Origin of the sequence: Parahoeflea alexandrii, assembly GCF_024105735.1 — a bacterium.
GTDB lineage: Bacteria > Pseudomonadota > Alphaproteobacteria > Rhizobiales > Rhizobiaceae > Hoeflea > Hoeflea alexandrii.
Window position 1 is genome coordinate 909,456 of sequence record NZ_JAAAML010000001.1, and the last position, 15,439, is coordinate 924,894.

Below are 15,439 nucleotides of genomic sequence, written 5' to 3' on the forward strand. Positions count from 1 at the left end.
ATGGCTGATTTTGATCCACCTTTTGCGAGCGTGGGCGGTGTGAACCGTTCGCCGACAACCGATGAGCAGAGCGGCGGCTTTTCCTGCGGATCGGCTGACCTGACCCTGTTCAACCGCCTGCTTGGCCGCATTGAGGCCGAATTGAAGGCTGTCCAGGACGAAGGCGGCATTACTGGATCCGAAGGCGACGACACAACTGTGTTGCAGGCCATCCAGGCAATGATCCTGGCTGCAACGGGTGGCGGCGACGTTTCCAATTATGTGCTGTTCACGCAGGCCCAAGCGCGTCTCCCGATCTTCCCGGAAGCGCAGACCAGTGACGGCAAGATCACCGTCACGGCGCCATCAACCGGCACCGTTCGCGTTCCTTCCGGCGTCACTGTCCTGCACCGCGGTATTCGCACGATCACGACAGCCGAAACCGATCTCACGACCACAGCAAGCAAAACCTATCATTTGCGTTGCGCAATCGCCGCCGGCACGTTGACGTTCTCGCTCGAAGACCTTGCAGACACCGGCTACAACCCGACCGTGGCGGCCGAGACCAATTCGGCGTTCGACAGCACCTATGACGACATGCTGGTTGCACGGGTCGTTACCAATTCTTCGAACGTCGCGACGATCACCAACCTGGTGAACAAGGACCGGCTTTTCGCAACCGAGATTGTGTCGGGAGCGCCATCAACCGGCCCGAGCGGATCATTCACTCTTTCGCTCACGAAGACCATCGATTGGGCTCGCGCTCCAAAAATTCGAGCAATACACGGCAACGTGGCCTCGAACAGCCCGAACCCGGCCGGAAGTGTGGACGGCTATGCGGCCTACCTCTCCAGCTCGACGGTCACGCGCTATTCGGCTGCAGGAACTGTGATCACCGACTGGGTCACCGGCAACACCAACTCGTCAATGGTCGGCTATATCTCTTTTGATCTGGGGGCGTGATCTATGGGCATTGAAATCAAGGACCTGCCTGCTGTTGTTGCGGCTGAAGCTGCCGACGTCATTGCGGCGCAGCGATCGGGGTCAGCCAAGCGCCTCACCCTTGAGCAGGTTTCCGACCTGGTCATTGCCAGGTTGACCGCCTCGTCTCCGGAACTGCTCGACACATGGCTTGAGCTCGTGGCGCAGATCGAGGACAATGAAGACGCGCTGGCGGCGCTGGTTGCGGTTGTGGCGGGAAAGGCGTCGCTGACAGGCACAGAAACCCTGACGAACAAGACGTTGACCGCGCCGGTGTTGAACACGCCGACCGTCAATGCGCCGCTGGGGGAGTTCTTGCGCGGTCATCTGTCAGGCTTGCGACTGGCGAACAATTCCGGCGATGCGACGAACGACATCGACATCGCGGCGGGCTCCGCGGCGAGCGATGGCGCGACGCCGGTGCTGATGACGCTCGCAGCCGGTCTCACGAAGCGGATGGATGCCGCGTGGGCGGTGGGCACCAACAACGGCGGCTGGCTGGACGGCACCTCGATGCCCGACGGGACGGGCCATGCCTTCCTGATTCAGCGGTCCGACACCGGCGTGGTCGATATCGGTGTGTCCGCCTCGCTGACGCCGACGCTGCCGACAAGCTATGACCGAAAGCGGCGTATAGGTTCGATCATCAGGCTCTCAGGCGCAATCCGGCCTTTCTTGCAGGATGGAGATAATTTCTGGCTGGCAGCGCCTGTCCGCGATGTCGCATCGACAAACCCAGGAACCTCCGCGGTTACATACCCGCTTTCGGTTCCGGTAGGTGTCAACGTGATTGCGGCCGTCAACGCTGGAGGAACAAACGGATCAAGCAACTGGTACGGGATTGTTTCATCTCTCGATGTTGCTGATGCGGTGCCCACGAGTACGAGCTACAATTGCTCTTCTTACAACAACACAAACTCGGCCAACAACCTCCACCTTAATCAGGTGGAGGTGCGGACAAACACGTCCGGTCAGGTGCGCGGGAGGATATCTGCCTCCGGTGCAAGTGACCAATTCCAGATCAACACACTCGGCTGGCGCGATAGCCGTGGACGAGAGGCTTAACCGATGCAGTATTGGAATTTACGCCACAATTGGGCAAGCGATATCTTTAGGGCAGGTTCGCGCCTTATCGATCTCGTCGCGGACATCGAACTAACCGAGACGTCGCGAGTCGTGATGGACGGTTATGTGAACCTGAAGCACAAAGATATTGCGCCCGGAGCAATCGGGATGTCGGCTTTTATCGGCTACAGGACCGCAGCTAATCTCGCTGCGCTTGGCTCGCGGCCTACCGGGGCGAGATCCACCCCACTTTGGAATGATTCGACGGCCCCACTTACGTGGATACCGGGTGCCAAGGATGGAGGGAACATTCGGGATGCTACCCACCATTACGGGACGCTGCTCCTCAAGGCTGTCATTAATCTGCCGGCTGGGGCCTATCGCATTGAGCCGTGGCTTTTCGCACACACTGATTCACCGGGCTACACCAACCGGGACGATCTGATCTGTGTCAACACAGACGCTGGGCAGTCCAGCAATCAGACGTACGGTTTTTTCAGCGGGCTGGTGTTCCCGCTTTAGCGGCAATCGGGAAGCGAAGTCTCGAAGCCAGCCGAACGCTTGAACACGCAATCGCCGTAACCGGCCGCGTTCAAATACGCTGACCCTGCCAGCACCAAAAAGGCGGCGAATGCGATTAGTGGCAATCCCTGCCAACGGCTCAATTTATCCATGCAGCTGCATATCACGGCGCGGCGACCTCAATCAACTGACTTTTCGCGCTCGGGCCTTCACGGTTTCCGGGCGATTTGTAATGCCCAAAAGGAAACCGACATGAATTTCGAAACCTGGACCCAGTCCCGGCTGCTGGCGCATGGCCACAATCCGGGTCCGATTGGCGGCGCGTTCGGCGTTCGCAGCCGCGAGGCGCTGAAGGCGTTTCAGCGGGCGAATGGCCTTCCTGTTTCCGGCTTGGCAGACACCGCTACCGTCGCGGCGCTCCGGACAAACCCGGAGCACGAAACCAAGCCGGTCAGCAAAGCACCGGCCGAACTCATGCCGCCGTGGATGGCGGAGATGTACCGCAAGAAGGGGCTGCATGAGGTGCGCGACAACGCAGCACTGTCTGCATGGCTGCGTATCGGCAAGTTCCTTGGTAATCCGTCCCGGCTGCCTTGGTGCGGTGACGCGATCGAGAGCGCGATCGTCAAGACGCTGCCCGACGAGCCGGTGCCGGACAATCCGTTCTGGGCGCAGGGATGGGCGAAGTTCGGGATCAAGGCCGGCCCTTCCGATATCGGCGCCATCGGTGTTATCCGGTGGTCTTCGAAGGCCGGTCATGTCGGCATCGTCGCGGAATACGACTCCCGCCGTCGCCGGGTGAAGCTCCTGGGCGGCAACCAGTCGAATGCGATCACGCTCTCGTGGTTCGACCTCAATGACTTCATCGCCTTCCGATGGCCTCGTACCTACCCGATGAAAGCCTATCCGGCCCTGGTCGAATCCGGTGCCAGCGGCAGCAAGGGCGGGACACGGTGATGAAGCGGCCTCCTTGGAAGCAGCGCCGTCGCATCGTCCACGCCACGCTCCTGTTCTGCGCCGGCATGGTGGCGTGGCTTATCTGGAGGGGCGAGGACACAAACCTCGCCTCGGCCGTCGCCAATGCCTGCTTCTTCCTCGCAGGCTCGGTCATCGGCGCCTACGTGTTCGGCGCGGCGTGGGACGACAAGAATGTCATGCAGAGCATGGGCGCTGATGCCTATCAGGATCAGGAGCCACCGTTGTGATCGCGGTCATCATGAAGGCGGTGTGGCGCATCCTCGGCTTCACCATCCCCCTGCCGATCGGCGTGATCCTCGCCGCCCTCGCATGGCTGCACTTCGACAAGGCCAGCACCATCCGCCAAGCCGTCAACGAGCGGGTCACAGAGATGGTGGCCGGCGCAGAGATAGCTGCACTCGAGGCGAAGCTCGAGGCAGAGCAGAAGATCGCCGCGGCCCGTGGCGCGGCTGCCGCTGAAGCAAACCGGCGACTGGTGGTGGAGGTGAACGCCCGCACCAACCTCGCGAACCGCCTAGCCGCCATCCAGACAGAAAACGAGATCCTAAATGACGACCTGGCAGATCTTCTTTCGCGCCCTGTTGCTGGGGATTGTGCTGTTGATCCTGATCTTCTTAACCGGCTGCGCGGACGGTAGATTCGTCGCGGCCGAACGGGAACGAGCAAGTGCCGAGCAGGTCGAAGACGCGCTATCTGTCGCGGAAGAGGCTCAGCGGATCGGGCGGGCCATCCCGGAGTATCCCGACGCCTGCCGACGAACTCACCGATCAGGCGTCAAAGATGGCGACCGGCTCGACGCCGCGCTCGTCAAAACAGACCGGGCCTTGTCCCGGGCGAACGGACAGATCCGGGAGTGCGCCGGATGGTATGACGACGTCAGGAAGGGCTTCGCACAATGATTGAAAAACACGACCTGGCTTTCTGGATCGCCGTGGGAGGGGCTGTTGTTGTGAAGTTGCTGACATCACCATACGCAGGCATCAAGCGTGCAGTTGCGACGGTGTTTGCTGCCGTCTTTTCAGCCTATCTCTTCACCCAGCCGGCGATTGCCTGGCTGGGGCTCGACCCGGATCAATACACAACAACAATGGCGGCCGTCATCGCTTTGACGGGTGAGGGAGCTATGCGCTTCATCATCAACATCTCAAACGATCCGACAAAAGCGCTCGAGATCCTGAAGATGTGGAGGGGCGGCAAATGATTGCTCAGCGGATGCAGATCTCAGACCGTCATTGGTGGATGTGGATTGCGGGCTTCTGGGCGCTGATCCTGTTCGCCGCCTCTGGCCCTACGATCGAGCGGACTCTGCTTCCGGTCGTGAGCAAGTTCGAGATCATCCAGATAGAACCAGACGGCATCGGATCCCGCGTTTTCGCCCGGTTCGAGAAGTGGCGATCCTGCGAGTATCTGGGCATCAATTGGAACCGCATCCGCCCGGACGGAACGACGCAGCGCGTCTTCCTCAACCTCAAGCCAGTGGGTGACATGAGCGGGTCAACCCGGCCAAGGGGCAAGCACATTGCTGGACCCTGGTATGTGGGCATGTCACCCGACCAGATCAGGCACCATTCCGAAGCAACCATCACTTACCGTTGTCACCCACTGTGGATCACAGAAATCAAGGTTTGGCCTTAAAGCATCCGCTGCCGGGGCGGCTATCCCGGCTCAACAAGAAGGAAGAAGACCAATGTCAAAGGTACGCGCAAAGTTTTTCGTCAAGCAGATCATCAACCACCACAATGGTAATCCTGAAGCGGATCAGGCCGGCGAGGTGGTGCTTGGCCCGGTCTACGACGACGCCAACAAGGATTGGTCGAAGTGGACGCCGCAGGGCGAGATCAAGATGATGATCACAAATCCTGCCGCGCTCGATGCATTTGAGCTGGGTGGGCAGTATTTCGTGGACTTCACACCAGCTTGACGTCCCAGAGATCCAGCATTCCCGCTGGATAACCCGCCATCGGCAAGCGACCGTAGCCCGCCGGTGGTTTCACTACTCGAAACTCAACCCGCTCAGAGAGCCCCGTGGTCCCGCCGGATCACGGGGCTTTTTCGCGTTCCAGAATGGTGCTATCCGTCCGGCATGAGCGATGAGGTCAGCCTCGAGACATTCGGCGATCTGCTGCGCTACGGCTATAGGCTGACCGGACACTGCCGCCCGTGCGGTCGGCACGATGATATTGATCTGATTAAGTTGCCGGTCGATCGGAACTATGTCTGTGCAAGATTCAAATGCCGAGTGTGCGGCGGATCGGTGGGGATCACGGTAAGCCGAGTGCTTGCCGGCAATGATCGATCGCTTGATGCGCTCGACCGGTGGCGAAGGGGTTAATAGTCCGGGCCGGCTATTCGCCGGGTGGGCAAGTCACAAACCCGCAGTTACCTTCCGGGACGTTCATTGGTGTTCCGAAATAGGTGAAGGCCAGAGCCGTGGCACCAATCACCAGGGCAATGTTCAGTGTCGTCAATATCATCAAACGTCGAGTCATGTTCGCCTTATAAGCCTTTGGGTCTAACTGCATCAAGTCATGTTTCTTCACCGGATTCATAGGCCTAGTTTTTTTTACACTTGGCTTTTGTCGCTACTGATTTCAAAGAGGTATTTCAGGCGGTTTTTTACAGGGTGAATTCCGGCAACGTCTTGATACTGCGCCGGTTGCGTTCCGCCTCTTAATCAGCGGGTCCACGGTTCGAGCCCGTGCTCACCCACCATTTTTCTCAGGCCAGTGTCGTGATGTTCCGCGCCTGCGGAATGCTGTACCTGTCTCACTCGAAAAGCAGCAGGTGTTCCCGGGTCGGATGCGGATACACGTGGCCAGAGAAGCGGCGGTAGACCTCTGATTCCCCGACTTGTCCCACTGCATGCCCGATGTTGTTGGCACCCCAGGACCTGCCTTGATCGCCGAAGATGAATTCGAGGATTTCTTCCGGGCAAGGTCAAGTTTTTGAGCGATCCAATTATACTGTCGATTTTCAACCATCAATTGAATATCTATTTATGCCATATAATATATGTTATGTTCAAAATCTTATAATTTTTATGTCTAAATCTCAACCAATGCGAGAAAAAAATCTATAGTAACGTAATAAATACGAAAATCCATCAAACAAATATGCAACGTTAAAGTTATCAAATTTTAATTCTACAAAAAAGGAACATTTTTTACTTCATATGTACTTTCGAATATTAGTCAATCATCATATTGATGACATGTGTCAAAAAGGCCACACGGTGATTTCTGTTCCGTAAGTACTTAAGGATTCGTAATTTCATGACTCGCGTCAGCCGAATGATATGTGTAACAAGCAATCATCGGGTGTAGGTTTTTGGGGTAAAAATGATAAAATCGCTTTTCTATTCGTGCTGCTTTTCAGTTGGGTTCAGTGCATTCGTGGCTTTTCCGGCCAACGCGCTGACGCTGAAGGAAGCGGTTGACGAGGCGCTGAAGTCAAATCCTGAGATTCTGTCTTCGATCCAGAACCGCGAGGCGGTCGAGTTCGAGCTCAGGCAGGCCCGTGGCCTCTACCTTCCGACCCTTGATCTTGAAGCCTCCGCAGGTGGCCGCAAGCTTGACAGCCCCGGCCGTCGCCGTCTCGGCAATGAGGACGATACCCTCAATTCCTCCGATGTCGGCCTGACCTTTACCCAGACCCTGTTTGATGGCGGCGCCCGCCGCGCCGAGGTCGAGCGCCAGGCAGCCCGCGTCGACGGCGCCTCGTTCCGTGTTGCCGAGCGTTCGGAAGCCATCGCGCTGGCCGTCACCCAGGAATACTTCGAGATCCTGCTGCAGGCCGAGATTGTCGCGATTGCGCGCAAGAACGCCAATGTGCTCTCGGGGATCGTCTCCGACATTTCCACTGGCGTTTCCGGTGGCACGCTGACATCGGCCGACCGTACGCAGGGCCGTGAGCGTCTGCTTTCGGCGCAGGCACGTCTCAAGGAAGCCGAAGAAGATCTTGCCCAGGCGCAGATCCGCTTTCTCCGCCTGGTCGGTGTGAAGCTCGGCTCGATGAAATATCCGCCGTCGGTAAGCAAGGCGCTTCCCCGCAGCTCCGCCGAAGCCGTTGATATCGCCCGGCGCCAGAGCCCGCGGATCGCGGCTGCGGGCGCCGATGTCGATGCTGCCGACGCACTCGCCCGGGGCGCCAAGGCTGCCTATCTGCCGGTGATCTCGTTCGAGGCGAAGGCTCGCGTCGGCAATGACATCGATGGTTCGGAAGGCCGCACCTCCGACCTCGAGGCCAAGGTCGTGGCGCGCTGGAATCTGTACCGCGGCGGCCGTGATCAGGCCTCTGAGCAGGAGCGTATCCGCCGCGCCAGCCAGGCCCGGATGGACAATGTGCTGGTGCATCGTGAAGTCCAGGAATCGATCCAGTCGGCCTGGGACAAGCGCTCGAAGCGCGCCCAGCAGGCGTCGCTTCTGCGCGAGCAGGCCTCAGCGTCAGGATCGCTGGTGTCGTCCTACCGGGACCAGTTCCGGGTTGGCGAGCGTTCGCTTCTTGATGTGCTGAGTGCCCAGAACACCCGGTTCAACACCGAGGTGCTGGCCAAAACGGCTCAGTATGCCGCAGTCTATGCCGATTATCAGACGCTGGCAGCCATGGGGTCGCTTGTTCGCGCTTTCAATCTTGAGAGCGCCCCGCAGGCAGAAGCCTATGCCAGGGAAGAGTTCAAGGCTGTTTCGCATGAAACCGAACCGGTTTACCACCGGCTTCCGTCACGGCAGGTGAGCGGTGCGCCCTTCGATCTGCTTGCCCCCGTCAGGAAGAACTGATTCTTCCTGTTGAGCGGAGTGGCAAGATCGGACGGTGAGCTGCGATGAACTTCAACGAGGCTTTCCGCGAAATCAGCGTTCATTTCGAGCGCAGCGGTTCCGCGACCGTTCTGTATTCGGGCATTCCCAACGATCAGCTTGAGGCGGCCGACATCGAGACCGTGCGCGAGGTCTCAAGCCGCATCGGGCTGGATGTCACCAAGATCCATCTGGCGGACCTGCTCGGCGGCAATGCCGACCTTCCCGCGCTAGTCAGAACCGCAGACGGTTCATTCATCCCGGTTTTCGGCCTTAATGACGACGGATCTTTCGTCTGCAAGGAGGCTATCGGCGCCATCGCCTCAGAGAGTGTCGATCTTCGCGGCAGGGCTGCGGAACTCGACCCGACCGTGCTGGATTTCAAGAAGGTCTATTTCAACAACCGCGAAGAGGCCGGCGAGCTGCATGCCGGCCGGATCGAGAAACAGCACTGGCTGTCTTCGGCCGTGCGCCCCTACTGGCGCTCTTTCGTACGGGTTGCGTTCGCGGCGCTTTTCATCAACATCCTGGCGCTTGCGTCGCCCCTGTTTGTCATGAACGTTTAGGACCGGGTGCTGCCGAACGAGGCCATCTCGACCCTCTGGGTGCTGGCCGTCGGGATCAGCGTCGCGTTTCTGTTCGATTTCATGCTCAAGTTCGCCCGCGCTGCGCTGATCGACTACACCGGGCGCAAGATCGACCTGAAGATAGCCTATGTGCTGTTCCAGAAAGTCATGAACACCTCGCTTTCGGCCCGGTCGATGTCGACGGGCGAGTATGTCAGCCGGGTGTCGCAATACGAGTTCGTACGGGAATTCTTCACATCGAACACGATCGCGACGATGATCGATACGTGCTTTGTGTTCATCTTCATCGCCGTGGTCTACTCGATCGGCGGCCCGCTCGCCTATGTGCCGGCAGTTGCGCTCGTTGCCGTGGTCATCATCGGGCTGGTTGCACAGACGCTGATCAGCCGCCGGGTCGCGGCGGCGGCCAACGAGGCGGCGCTGCGACAGTCGATGCTGGTCGAGACCATCTACACGACAGAAACGGTCAAGGGACTGAGGGCCGAAGGCCTGCTGCTCAAGCGCTGGCGCGACCTGACCATCAACAGCTCGGCAACCAACGAGCAGATCAAGAGCATCTCGGCCTTTGCGGTCAATGCCACGCAGTTCGTGCAGCAGCTTGTGACCGTCGGCATCATTCTGGTCGGGGCCTACCTGTTCCGCGAAGGCCATGTCACCACCGGCGCCATCATCGCCTCGGTGATCCTGTCAGGCCGTGCCGTCAGCCCGCTGGGGCAGCTGGCGATGACGCTGGCGCGGTTCCGCCAGGCGCTCCTGTCGCTCCGGATCCTCGACAAGATCATGGAGCAGCCCGAGGACACGCCGGAAGCATCCGGTTTCGTCAACCGGGTGATCGCGCGCGGCGATATCGCTTTTGAAAACGTTCATTTCCGTTACCCGCAGGCCGATCAGGATGCGCTCGATGGCCTGTCGTTTTCGATCCGCTCCGGCGAGAAGGTCGGTATCATCGGCCGTATCGGTTCGGGCAAGACCACCGTCGGGCGGCTGATGTCGCGGCTTTACCAGCCAAGCGAGGGCAGGGTGCTGATCGACGGCATCGACATGCAGCAGTTTCATCCCTCCGAAGTCCGCTCGGCGGTCGCCGTGGCGGGCCAGACCAGCGACCTGTTCTCGGGATCGGTCAAGGACAATCTGCTGATGGGCAACCCGAACGCCTCGGATGAGGATCTGATCGCGGTCTCGCGCAAGGTCGGCATCGAATCCTTCGTTGCGCGGCATCCGCGCGGCTTCGACATGCAGGTCGGTGAAAACGGCGGCAATCTTTCGGCCGGGCAGAAGCAGTCGGTCGCCATTGCGCGGCTGCTGCTGGCCGATCCGAAGATCATCTTCCTGGACGAGCCTTCGGGAGCCATGGACCTGGCCAGCGAACGTCACCTGATCGGCTGCCTGCGGCAGGCGATCGCGCCGGACGTGACGCTGATTCTCTCCACCCACCGCTACAGCATGCTCGACCTGATCGACCGGCTGATCGTCATCGAGAACGGCAAGCTGATCGCCGACGGTCCCAAGGAACAGGTGATCGCGGCGCTGCAACGCAAATCGAACGGGATCCAGTGATGCGCGCGATGGAGCAGGATACGCCGCCGGCATTGTCGCGTTACATCGTGTGGGTCTGCCTTTTGTTGGTGGTGTCGTTCCTGGTGTGGGCGGCATGGGCGCGGGTTGACGAGATCTCGCGCGGCGACGGCAAGGTGATCCCGCTTTCCAAGACGCAAGTTGTGCAGTCGAGTGAACCCGGCGTGGTGCAGGAAATCGCGGTGACGATCGGTCAGCTGGTCGAAAAGGGCGACCTGCTGATCCGGCTGGACAGTTCCGGCAATCTGGCTTCGCTCGGCGAATCCCAGGCCCGCTACGATGCGCTGCAGGCGCGGATCGCGCGGCTGGAACTGGAGATCGACGACCTGTTCGATACCGAGTTCGTCTGCCCGGAGCAGACCAGGCGGGTGTCGCAGGGGATCTGTGACAACGAGGCCAGCCTGCTCGATGCGCGGCGGGAAAACTATCTCAACAAGCTGCAGGTGCTCGAGGCCAGGCAGCAGCAGCGGCTGGACGAGATCGGCGAGGCCAAATCCAATGTCGAACAGACCGATCTGGTCATCCAGGCGATGCTCAACGAGCGTGACAAGATCGCACCGCTGGTCGAACGCAGGCTGCATCCCGAAATCGACCTGTTGCGGCTCGACCGCGAGATCGCCCAGCAGCAGGGTCAGCGCGTCAATGTCAACCAGAGCCTGAAGCGGCTGGAAAGCGCGCTGCGCGAGGCGGAGCTCCAGGTTCAGGAACTGGATTCGCAGTTCAAACAGGAGGCCCGCCGCGAGCTCGGCGATACGCTGGCCGAGGTCAGCGTGCTCGAGGCAACACTGACCGGTGCCCAGGACAGGGTTCGCCGCACCGACATCGTTTCGCCTGTGGACGGCATCGTCAACACGCTGGAAGTCAACACGATCGGGGCGTTCCTGCAACCCGGATCGGTGGTGGCCGGCGTTGTTCCGGTCACCGACACGCTGCTGGTCGAGGCGCGGATTTCGCCCAAGGACGTGGCCTTCGTGCAGCCCGGGCAGAAGGCGCTGGTCAAGCTCACAGCCTATGATTTCTCGGTCTATGGCGGTCTCGATGGCTCGGTGTCGAACATCTCCGCCGACAGCATCGTCAACCCGGATACCGGCGAGACCTATTACCAGGTCCTGGTCCAGACCGGAGATTCACAGCTCGGCAAGGGCAACGTCAAGCACGCCATCCGGCCCGGCATGATCGCCTCGGTGGAAATCCTGACCGGGGAAAAATCAGTTCTCGATTATCTCATCAAACCGCTGAGCAAGGCACGCTACGAAGCCTTGACCGAGCGCTGAGAACCTATGGAGAGCCCCGCGCGCGATGTCTGATCCAGATCCGTTCAAGCCTCATTTCAGGGCGATCAACTCCGGCGGAAAGCGCCGGGGCTTTCGCCTGGAAGGCGTGTTCTGGAAGGCGCTGGACGCGGTCACCCGCAGCGAAGGCGTGTCTGTGGCCGAATACATCTCGAAACTCAACGATGTCCGCACCGGCGACAACGGGCTGAGTTCGCATCTGCGGGCCTCGATCATGCAGCGTGTGCTTGAGCAGCATGAACGCTTGCGGGACCGGTTCAGCAAGTTCAATTCGAAGACCATCGTCGCAGCCTGTCCGGTGCCGGGGTTCATCATTTCGGTGGACAAGCGGATCCTCTACCAGAACAGCGGCTTCCTTATGTATCTGCAGACCCGGTTCACCGGTCTGGACAGCGTCGAGGCGTTGAGCAACATCAAGCTTACGCTGGAGTCTCCGCTGATCGACATGATCGAGGAAATGAAGCGCGACAGCAGCCGTCCCAAATACACCGGGTTCACGGTCGGCTATGGCGAGCGCCGCCTGCGCGGGCGGCTGAGCATGGCACTGGCGCCGGACATGGACGACCCGCCCGCGGCGATCGCCTTTGTCTCCGGTCCCGCCTGACGAGCCTCATCGGCGGGGAGCGGTGCTCGGTTTCACCGGCTTTGGCGTAGCGGCCGGGGGGCCGCCGTATCAGAAGCCCGCGCCCGGCGCGATGCTTGCGATGTTTTTAAGCGAGGCTGTGAGGTTTTGCTTTCCGCCCTTGTAGCCGAAGACATAGTTGGCAGTGCCTGAGAGCGAGAACAGCGGTGCGTAGCTGCGCTTTGCGGTGTCGGTCTCGACGGCATCGGTCATGTTGTCGAGGATGAGGGTGCGGTCTTCCAGGGTGACGGAGAGTACGGCGTGGAACAGGCGGCGGCTTGTGTCCTTGACGACGACGATCTCCATGGCGTTCACCGGCACGCCGAGCCTTGCGAGTACCGCCATCTTGAGGATGGCGTAGTCCTCGCAGTCGCCGCTTGCGCGGCCGAGCGTCTCGTTAGGTGTCGACCACTGGTCGAGACGGCCGTGGGTTTCCTCGTCGGTGCGGTAGGTGACGAGGGTGTTGACGGAAGCCGAGACGTGGCGGAGCTGGGCGGTGATGTCGGCACCGCCGAGATCGAGGCGGTCGGCGAGGTCAGCACAGCTGTTGATGCAGATGGCGGAGGCGCCGGTGCTTGCCGCATTGCGGATCAGGCCCGAGATGCGGGCGCCGCTGCCGATCTTGCCGAAGCGGATGCGGTGGGCGCCGAACAGCGGCCGGTCCTGGCGGATGGTGCGGCTGACGGCCTGGCTTGTGGCCTGATAACTGGTGGCCTGATAACTGGTGGCCTGATAACTGGTGGCCTGAGAACTGGTGTCCCGCCTGGCGGCCCGGGTTGCGGGGCGGGGCGCGGGGACGGGGATCGAGGCGGTGGTGATCCGGTCGCGGGGTGCGAGAGCTGCGAAACCGGAAAGCGGGGCGCGCTCGGGGGCGATGTTGCTGGCTGCGGCATGGGCAAACCGGTCCAGGCCAAGCGGCTCGAGACCGGCCTGTGTCAGGCGCAGGGTGGTGACGCGGTGGGCGGAAAGCAGCCATTGCGGAGCGGGGACCCCGGTCTCGGCCAGAATGACCGGCGTGGCGGCGGGGGATGAGACCTGGAGTTGTGCCTTGGGTTCGGCGTAGACATTGGCCTGTGCTGCGGTGGCACAGAACAAAGAGAATGCAATTGCAGTATTTCTGAGAGTTACTGTCTCTTTTGCAAAGCTATACATCTTTTTGGCCTTCCCCGTTTGTTGGGAGAAGACTACTCAAATAAACATAAGATCTTAGAAACAAACAGAACTAACGAAACCGGTGTTGTTTCGATAAAAATTGATTCAATTTTCTTGAAAGAGCTTCGGATCGATTCCGGCGGTCAAAACGGCAGGTTGCAGTATGTGCATTACCGTTTTCTAAAAAGCATATAATGATATGCAATAGGATTAACCATGAGTTTATTAATTTCCAGATCGCATATGAGTGTATTCATTTTCGATTCAAAGTAATTGTTGACGAAATACTAAGTGGTTAAGGATGGGTGAATTCTGTTTGGGAGTCCTGTCATGATTGAAGACCGCGGCCTTGATACTTCGGAAACCATTATCGAAAACGCAGATGCCGACAGCGGCATGGATGCGGTTTTGCTGGCCCAGGCCGACACCGGTACCGACCCGGCGGGCACTCCTCCATCCGATCCTTCCGCATCCGGCGGAGCGCCGGGGATCAGCGTGATCGTTCCTGACGCCGACAACCGCGTCACGCTGGCCGCCAGCGCCAGCATCGAGGACATCCAGCTCGACGGCAACGACCTGCTGCTGGTTCAGCCGGACGGTTCCCAGATCCGGATCATCGGCGGCGCACTGAGCGTGCCGACCTTCGTCATCGGCGACATCGAGGTGCAGCAGGAGGTGCTGGTTGCGGCGCTGGAAACCAGCGGCTTCAACGTCGCGGCAGGCCCCGGCAACACGCTTTCGGTCTCGCCGCAGTCACCGACAGGTTCGGGCGGAGAATTCGAGGATTCGAGCGGTGCCTCCATTGCCGGCGACGGGCTGGAGACTCTGGGCCTGCTGGGTGACACTTCGGGTGGCGGAGATGGCGGAGCCGCAGCCGCGTTCGACGAGGACACCGGCAACATCGCTTCGGTGCTGACCGGCGGCGTTTCAACCGGCGGCATCGTCGAATCGGTCGACAATCCGGGCGGCGTGGACGCTGATCCTGTTGCCGCCACCGGCTCGATCACCTTCTTTGATCCGGATTTCGGCGAGACCCGCACCGCGGAAATTGCAGCGAGCAACGTGGTCTCCCAGGTGCTCAAGAGCGGTGGCTCGCTCACCGCCGCACAGCTTGATGCGTTGCTCGCCGGCTTCAGCCTCGACACGCCCGGCGGGATCACCGTCGAATCGACCACGGCTGCAGGCGGCTCGATCGACTGGACCTACCAGGTCGGCAATGCTGCCGTCGATTTCCTCGCCGCGGGCGATGTTATCACGCTGTCTTTCGACGTGCAGATCAATGACGGCATCTTCACCGTGACGCAGACGGTGACGGTCACGGTTACCGGCACCAACGACGTTCCGGTGATCGAGGGGGCCACGAATCCGGCTGCGATCCTGGAGGTCGCCGGCGACAGCTCGACGCAGGACATCCCGGCGACGGTCGGCACCATCACCATCACCGACCAGGACCTTGGCGACACGCTGACGGTCACGGTGACCGGCGATGCGACCGCCAACTACAACGGCACCGGCACGGTTCCCGCCGAGGACTCGGTCGATGTCGCAGCCCTGATCGCCGAGGGCGCGATCAGCTTCGATGCGCTTATCTCCGACGGCGAGACCCAGACCATCAACTGGACCTGGGATCCGGCCGCCGCCGATCTCGACTGGCTGCGCGAAGGCGAGAACCTTGTGCTGACCTATGTCGCCCAGGTCGATGACGGCCAGGGCAATGTCGGCGCCCAGAACCTGGTGATCACCATCACCGGCACCAACGACGTTCCGGTGATCGAGGGGGCCACGAATCCGGCTGCGATCCTGGAGGTCGCCGGCGACAGCTCGACGCAGGACATCCCGGCGACGGTCGGCACCATCACCATCACCGACCAGGACCTTGGCGACACGCTGACG

17 protein-coding genes and 1 tRNA gene are annotated in these 15,439 nt (G+C 60.3%); 17 read left to right on the top strand and 1 reads right to left on the bottom strand.

The genetic code is table 11. The features are described from left to right. The 16 genes from GTW23_RS04245 to GTW23_RS04315 all read left to right on the top strand — a co-directional run bounded on the left by GTW23_RS04245 (position 1) and on the right by GTW23_RS04315 (position 12,376). Positions 1 to 942, top strand: a complete 942-nt coding sequence (locus GTW23_RS04245; protein ID WP_252914758.1) for a hypothetical protein — start codon at positions 1 to 3, stop codon at positions 940 to 942. Between the two features lie 177 nt (positions 943 to 1,119). Further along, positions 1,120 to 2,025: a hypothetical protein gene (locus GTW23_RS04250; RefSeq protein ID WP_252914759.1), complete on the top strand. Its 906-nt coding sequence runs from the start codon at positions 1,120 to 1,122 to the stop codon at positions 2,023 to 2,025. A gap of 3 nt (positions 2,026 to 2,028) precedes the next feature. Further along, entirely contained in the window at positions 2,029 to 2,547 is a 519-nt protein-coding gene (locus GTW23_RS04255) for a hypothetical protein (protein WP_252914760.1), read from the top strand. A 252-nt stretch (positions 2,548 to 2,799) separates the two neighbouring features. Next, a complete protein-coding gene (locus GTW23_RS04260; protein ID WP_252914761.1) occupies positions 2,800 to 3,504 on the top strand; it encodes an NlpC/P60 family protein in 705 nt (234 codons plus the stop codon). After that, complete coding sequence (locus GTW23_RS04265; RefSeq protein WP_252914762.1) at positions 3,504 to 3,752, top strand: hypothetical protein; 249 nt, start codon at positions 3,504 to 3,506, stop codon at positions 3,750 to 3,752. Before GTW23_RS04260 ends, GTW23_RS04265 begins: the two co-directional genes overlap by 1 nt. Beyond that, positions 3,749 to 4,162, top strand: a complete 414-nt coding sequence (locus GTW23_RS04270; RefSeq protein WP_252914763.1) for a hypothetical protein — start codon at positions 3,749 to 3,751, stop codon at positions 4,160 to 4,162. Before GTW23_RS04265 ends, GTW23_RS04270 begins: the two co-directional genes overlap by 4 nt. Then, entirely contained in the window at positions 4,125 to 4,424 is a 300-nt protein-coding gene (locus GTW23_RS04275; protein WP_252914764.1) for a hypothetical protein, read from the top strand. Before GTW23_RS04270 ends, GTW23_RS04275 begins: the two co-directional genes overlap by 38 nt. Beyond that, positions 4,421 to 4,726, top strand: a complete 306-nt coding sequence (locus GTW23_RS04280) for a hypothetical protein (protein ID WP_252914765.1) — start codon at positions 4,421 to 4,423, stop codon at positions 4,724 to 4,726. Before GTW23_RS04275 ends, GTW23_RS04280 begins: the two co-directional genes overlap by 4 nt. After that, positions 4,723 to 5,160 carry a hypothetical protein gene (locus GTW23_RS04285; protein ID WP_252914766.1) on the top strand — a complete coding sequence of 146 codons (438 nt, stop codon included), beginning with the start codon at positions 4,723 to 4,725 and terminating at the stop codon, positions 5,158 to 5,160. The genes GTW23_RS04280 and GTW23_RS04285 overlap by 4 nt, the downstream gene beginning before the upstream one ends. A gap of 52 nt (positions 5,161 to 5,212) precedes the next feature. Then, the gene (locus tag GTW23_RS04290) at positions 5,213 to 5,446 is read left to right on the top strand and encodes a hypothetical protein (protein ID WP_252914767.1); all 234 of its coding nucleotides are present in this window, start codon (positions 5,213 to 5,215) and stop codon (positions 5,444 to 5,446) included. 700 nt (positions 5,447 to 6,146) lie between these two features. Then, positions 6,147 to 6,237 (top strand) — tRNA-Lys (locus GTW23_RS04295). A 626-nt stretch (positions 6,238 to 6,863) separates the two neighbouring features. Then, the gene (locus GTW23_RS04300) at positions 6,864 to 8,300 is read left to right on the top strand and encodes a TolC family outer membrane protein (protein ID WP_152007947.1); all 1,437 of its coding nucleotides are present in this window, start codon (positions 6,864 to 6,866) and stop codon (positions 8,298 to 8,300) included. Between the two features lie 44 nt (positions 8,301 to 8,344). Further along, positions 8,345 to 8,884: a type I secretion system permease/ATPase gene (locus tag GTW23_RS23460; protein ID WP_324288536.1), complete on the top strand. Its 540-nt coding sequence runs from the start codon at positions 8,345 to 8,347 to the stop codon at positions 8,882 to 8,884. Positions 8,885 to 8,890: 6 nt separating this feature from the next. Next, entirely contained in the window at positions 8,891 to 10,462 is a 1,572-nt protein-coding gene (locus GTW23_RS04305) for an ATP-binding cassette domain-containing protein (protein WP_345780633.1), read from the top strand. Continuing rightward, entirely contained in the window at positions 10,462 to 11,754 is a 1,293-nt protein-coding gene (locus GTW23_RS04310; RefSeq protein WP_324288533.1) for an HlyD family type I secretion periplasmic adaptor subunit, read from the top strand. Before GTW23_RS04305 ends, GTW23_RS04310 begins: the two co-directional genes overlap by 1 nt. A 25-nt stretch (positions 11,755 to 11,779) precedes the next feature. Further along, complete coding sequence (locus tag GTW23_RS04315; RefSeq protein ID WP_252914768.1) at positions 11,780 to 12,376, top strand: ribbon-helix-helix domain-containing protein; 597 nt, start codon at positions 11,780 to 11,782, stop codon at positions 12,374 to 12,376. Between the two features lie 69 nt (positions 12,377 to 12,445). Here the strand turns inward: GTW23_RS04315 and GTW23_RS04320 are convergent, their stop codons facing one another. Then, entirely contained in the window at positions 12,446 to 13,546 is a 1,101-nt protein-coding gene (locus tag GTW23_RS04320; protein ID WP_252914769.1) for a transglutaminase-like cysteine peptidase, read from the bottom strand. A gap of 330 nt (positions 13,547 to 13,876) precedes the next feature. On the opposite strand from GTW23_RS04320, the gene GTW23_RS04325 reads away from it, so the two are divergent. After that, positions 13,877 to 15,439: VCBS domain-containing protein (locus GTW23_RS04325; RefSeq protein WP_252914770.1), on the top strand; the 1,563-nt coding region annotated here is incomplete at its 3' end.

Coding starts and splice junctions, on each gene's coding strand:
- GTW23_RS04245 (WP_252914758.1), top strand. CDS start 1: ATGGCTGATTTTGATCCACCTTTTGCGAGCGTGGGCGGTGTGAACCGT.
- GTW23_RS04255 (WP_252914760.1), top strand. CDS start 2,029: ATGCAGTATTGGAATTTACGCCACAATTGGGCAAGCGATATCTTTAGG.
- GTW23_RS04260 (WP_252914761.1), top strand. CDS start 2,800: ATGAATTTCGAAACCTGGACCCAGTCCCGGCTGCTGGCGCATGGCCAC.
- GTW23_RS04265 (WP_252914762.1), top strand. CDS start 3,504: ATGAAGCGGCCTCCTTGGAAGCAGCGCCGTCGCATCGTCCACGCCACG.
- GTW23_RS04280 (WP_252914765.1), top strand. CDS start 4,421: ATGATTGAAAAACACGACCTGGCTTTCTGGATCGCCGTGGGAGGGGCT.
- GTW23_RS04285 (WP_252914766.1), top strand. CDS start 4,723: ATGATTGCTCAGCGGATGCAGATCTCAGACCGTCATTGGTGGATGTGG.
- GTW23_RS04290 (WP_252914767.1), top strand. CDS start 5,213: ATGTCAAAGGTACGCGCAAAGTTTTTCGTCAAGCAGATCATCAACCAC.
- GTW23_RS04300 (WP_152007947.1), top strand. CDS start 6,864: ATGATAAAATCGCTTTTCTATTCGTGCTGCTTTTCAGTTGGGTTCAGT.
- GTW23_RS23460 (WP_324288536.1), top strand. CDS start 8,345: ATGAACTTCAACGAGGCTTTCCGCGAAATCAGCGTTCATTTCGAGCGC.
- GTW23_RS04310 (WP_324288533.1), top strand. CDS start 10,462: ATGCGCGCGATGGAGCAGGATACGCCGCCGGCATTGTCGCGTTACATC.
- GTW23_RS04315 (WP_252914768.1), top strand. CDS start 11,780: ATGTCTGATCCAGATCCGTTCAAGCCTCATTTCAGGGCGATCAACTCC.
- GTW23_RS04320 (WP_252914769.1), bottom strand. CDS start 13,546: ATGTATAGCTTTGCAAAAGAGACAGTAACTCTCAGAAATACTGCAATT.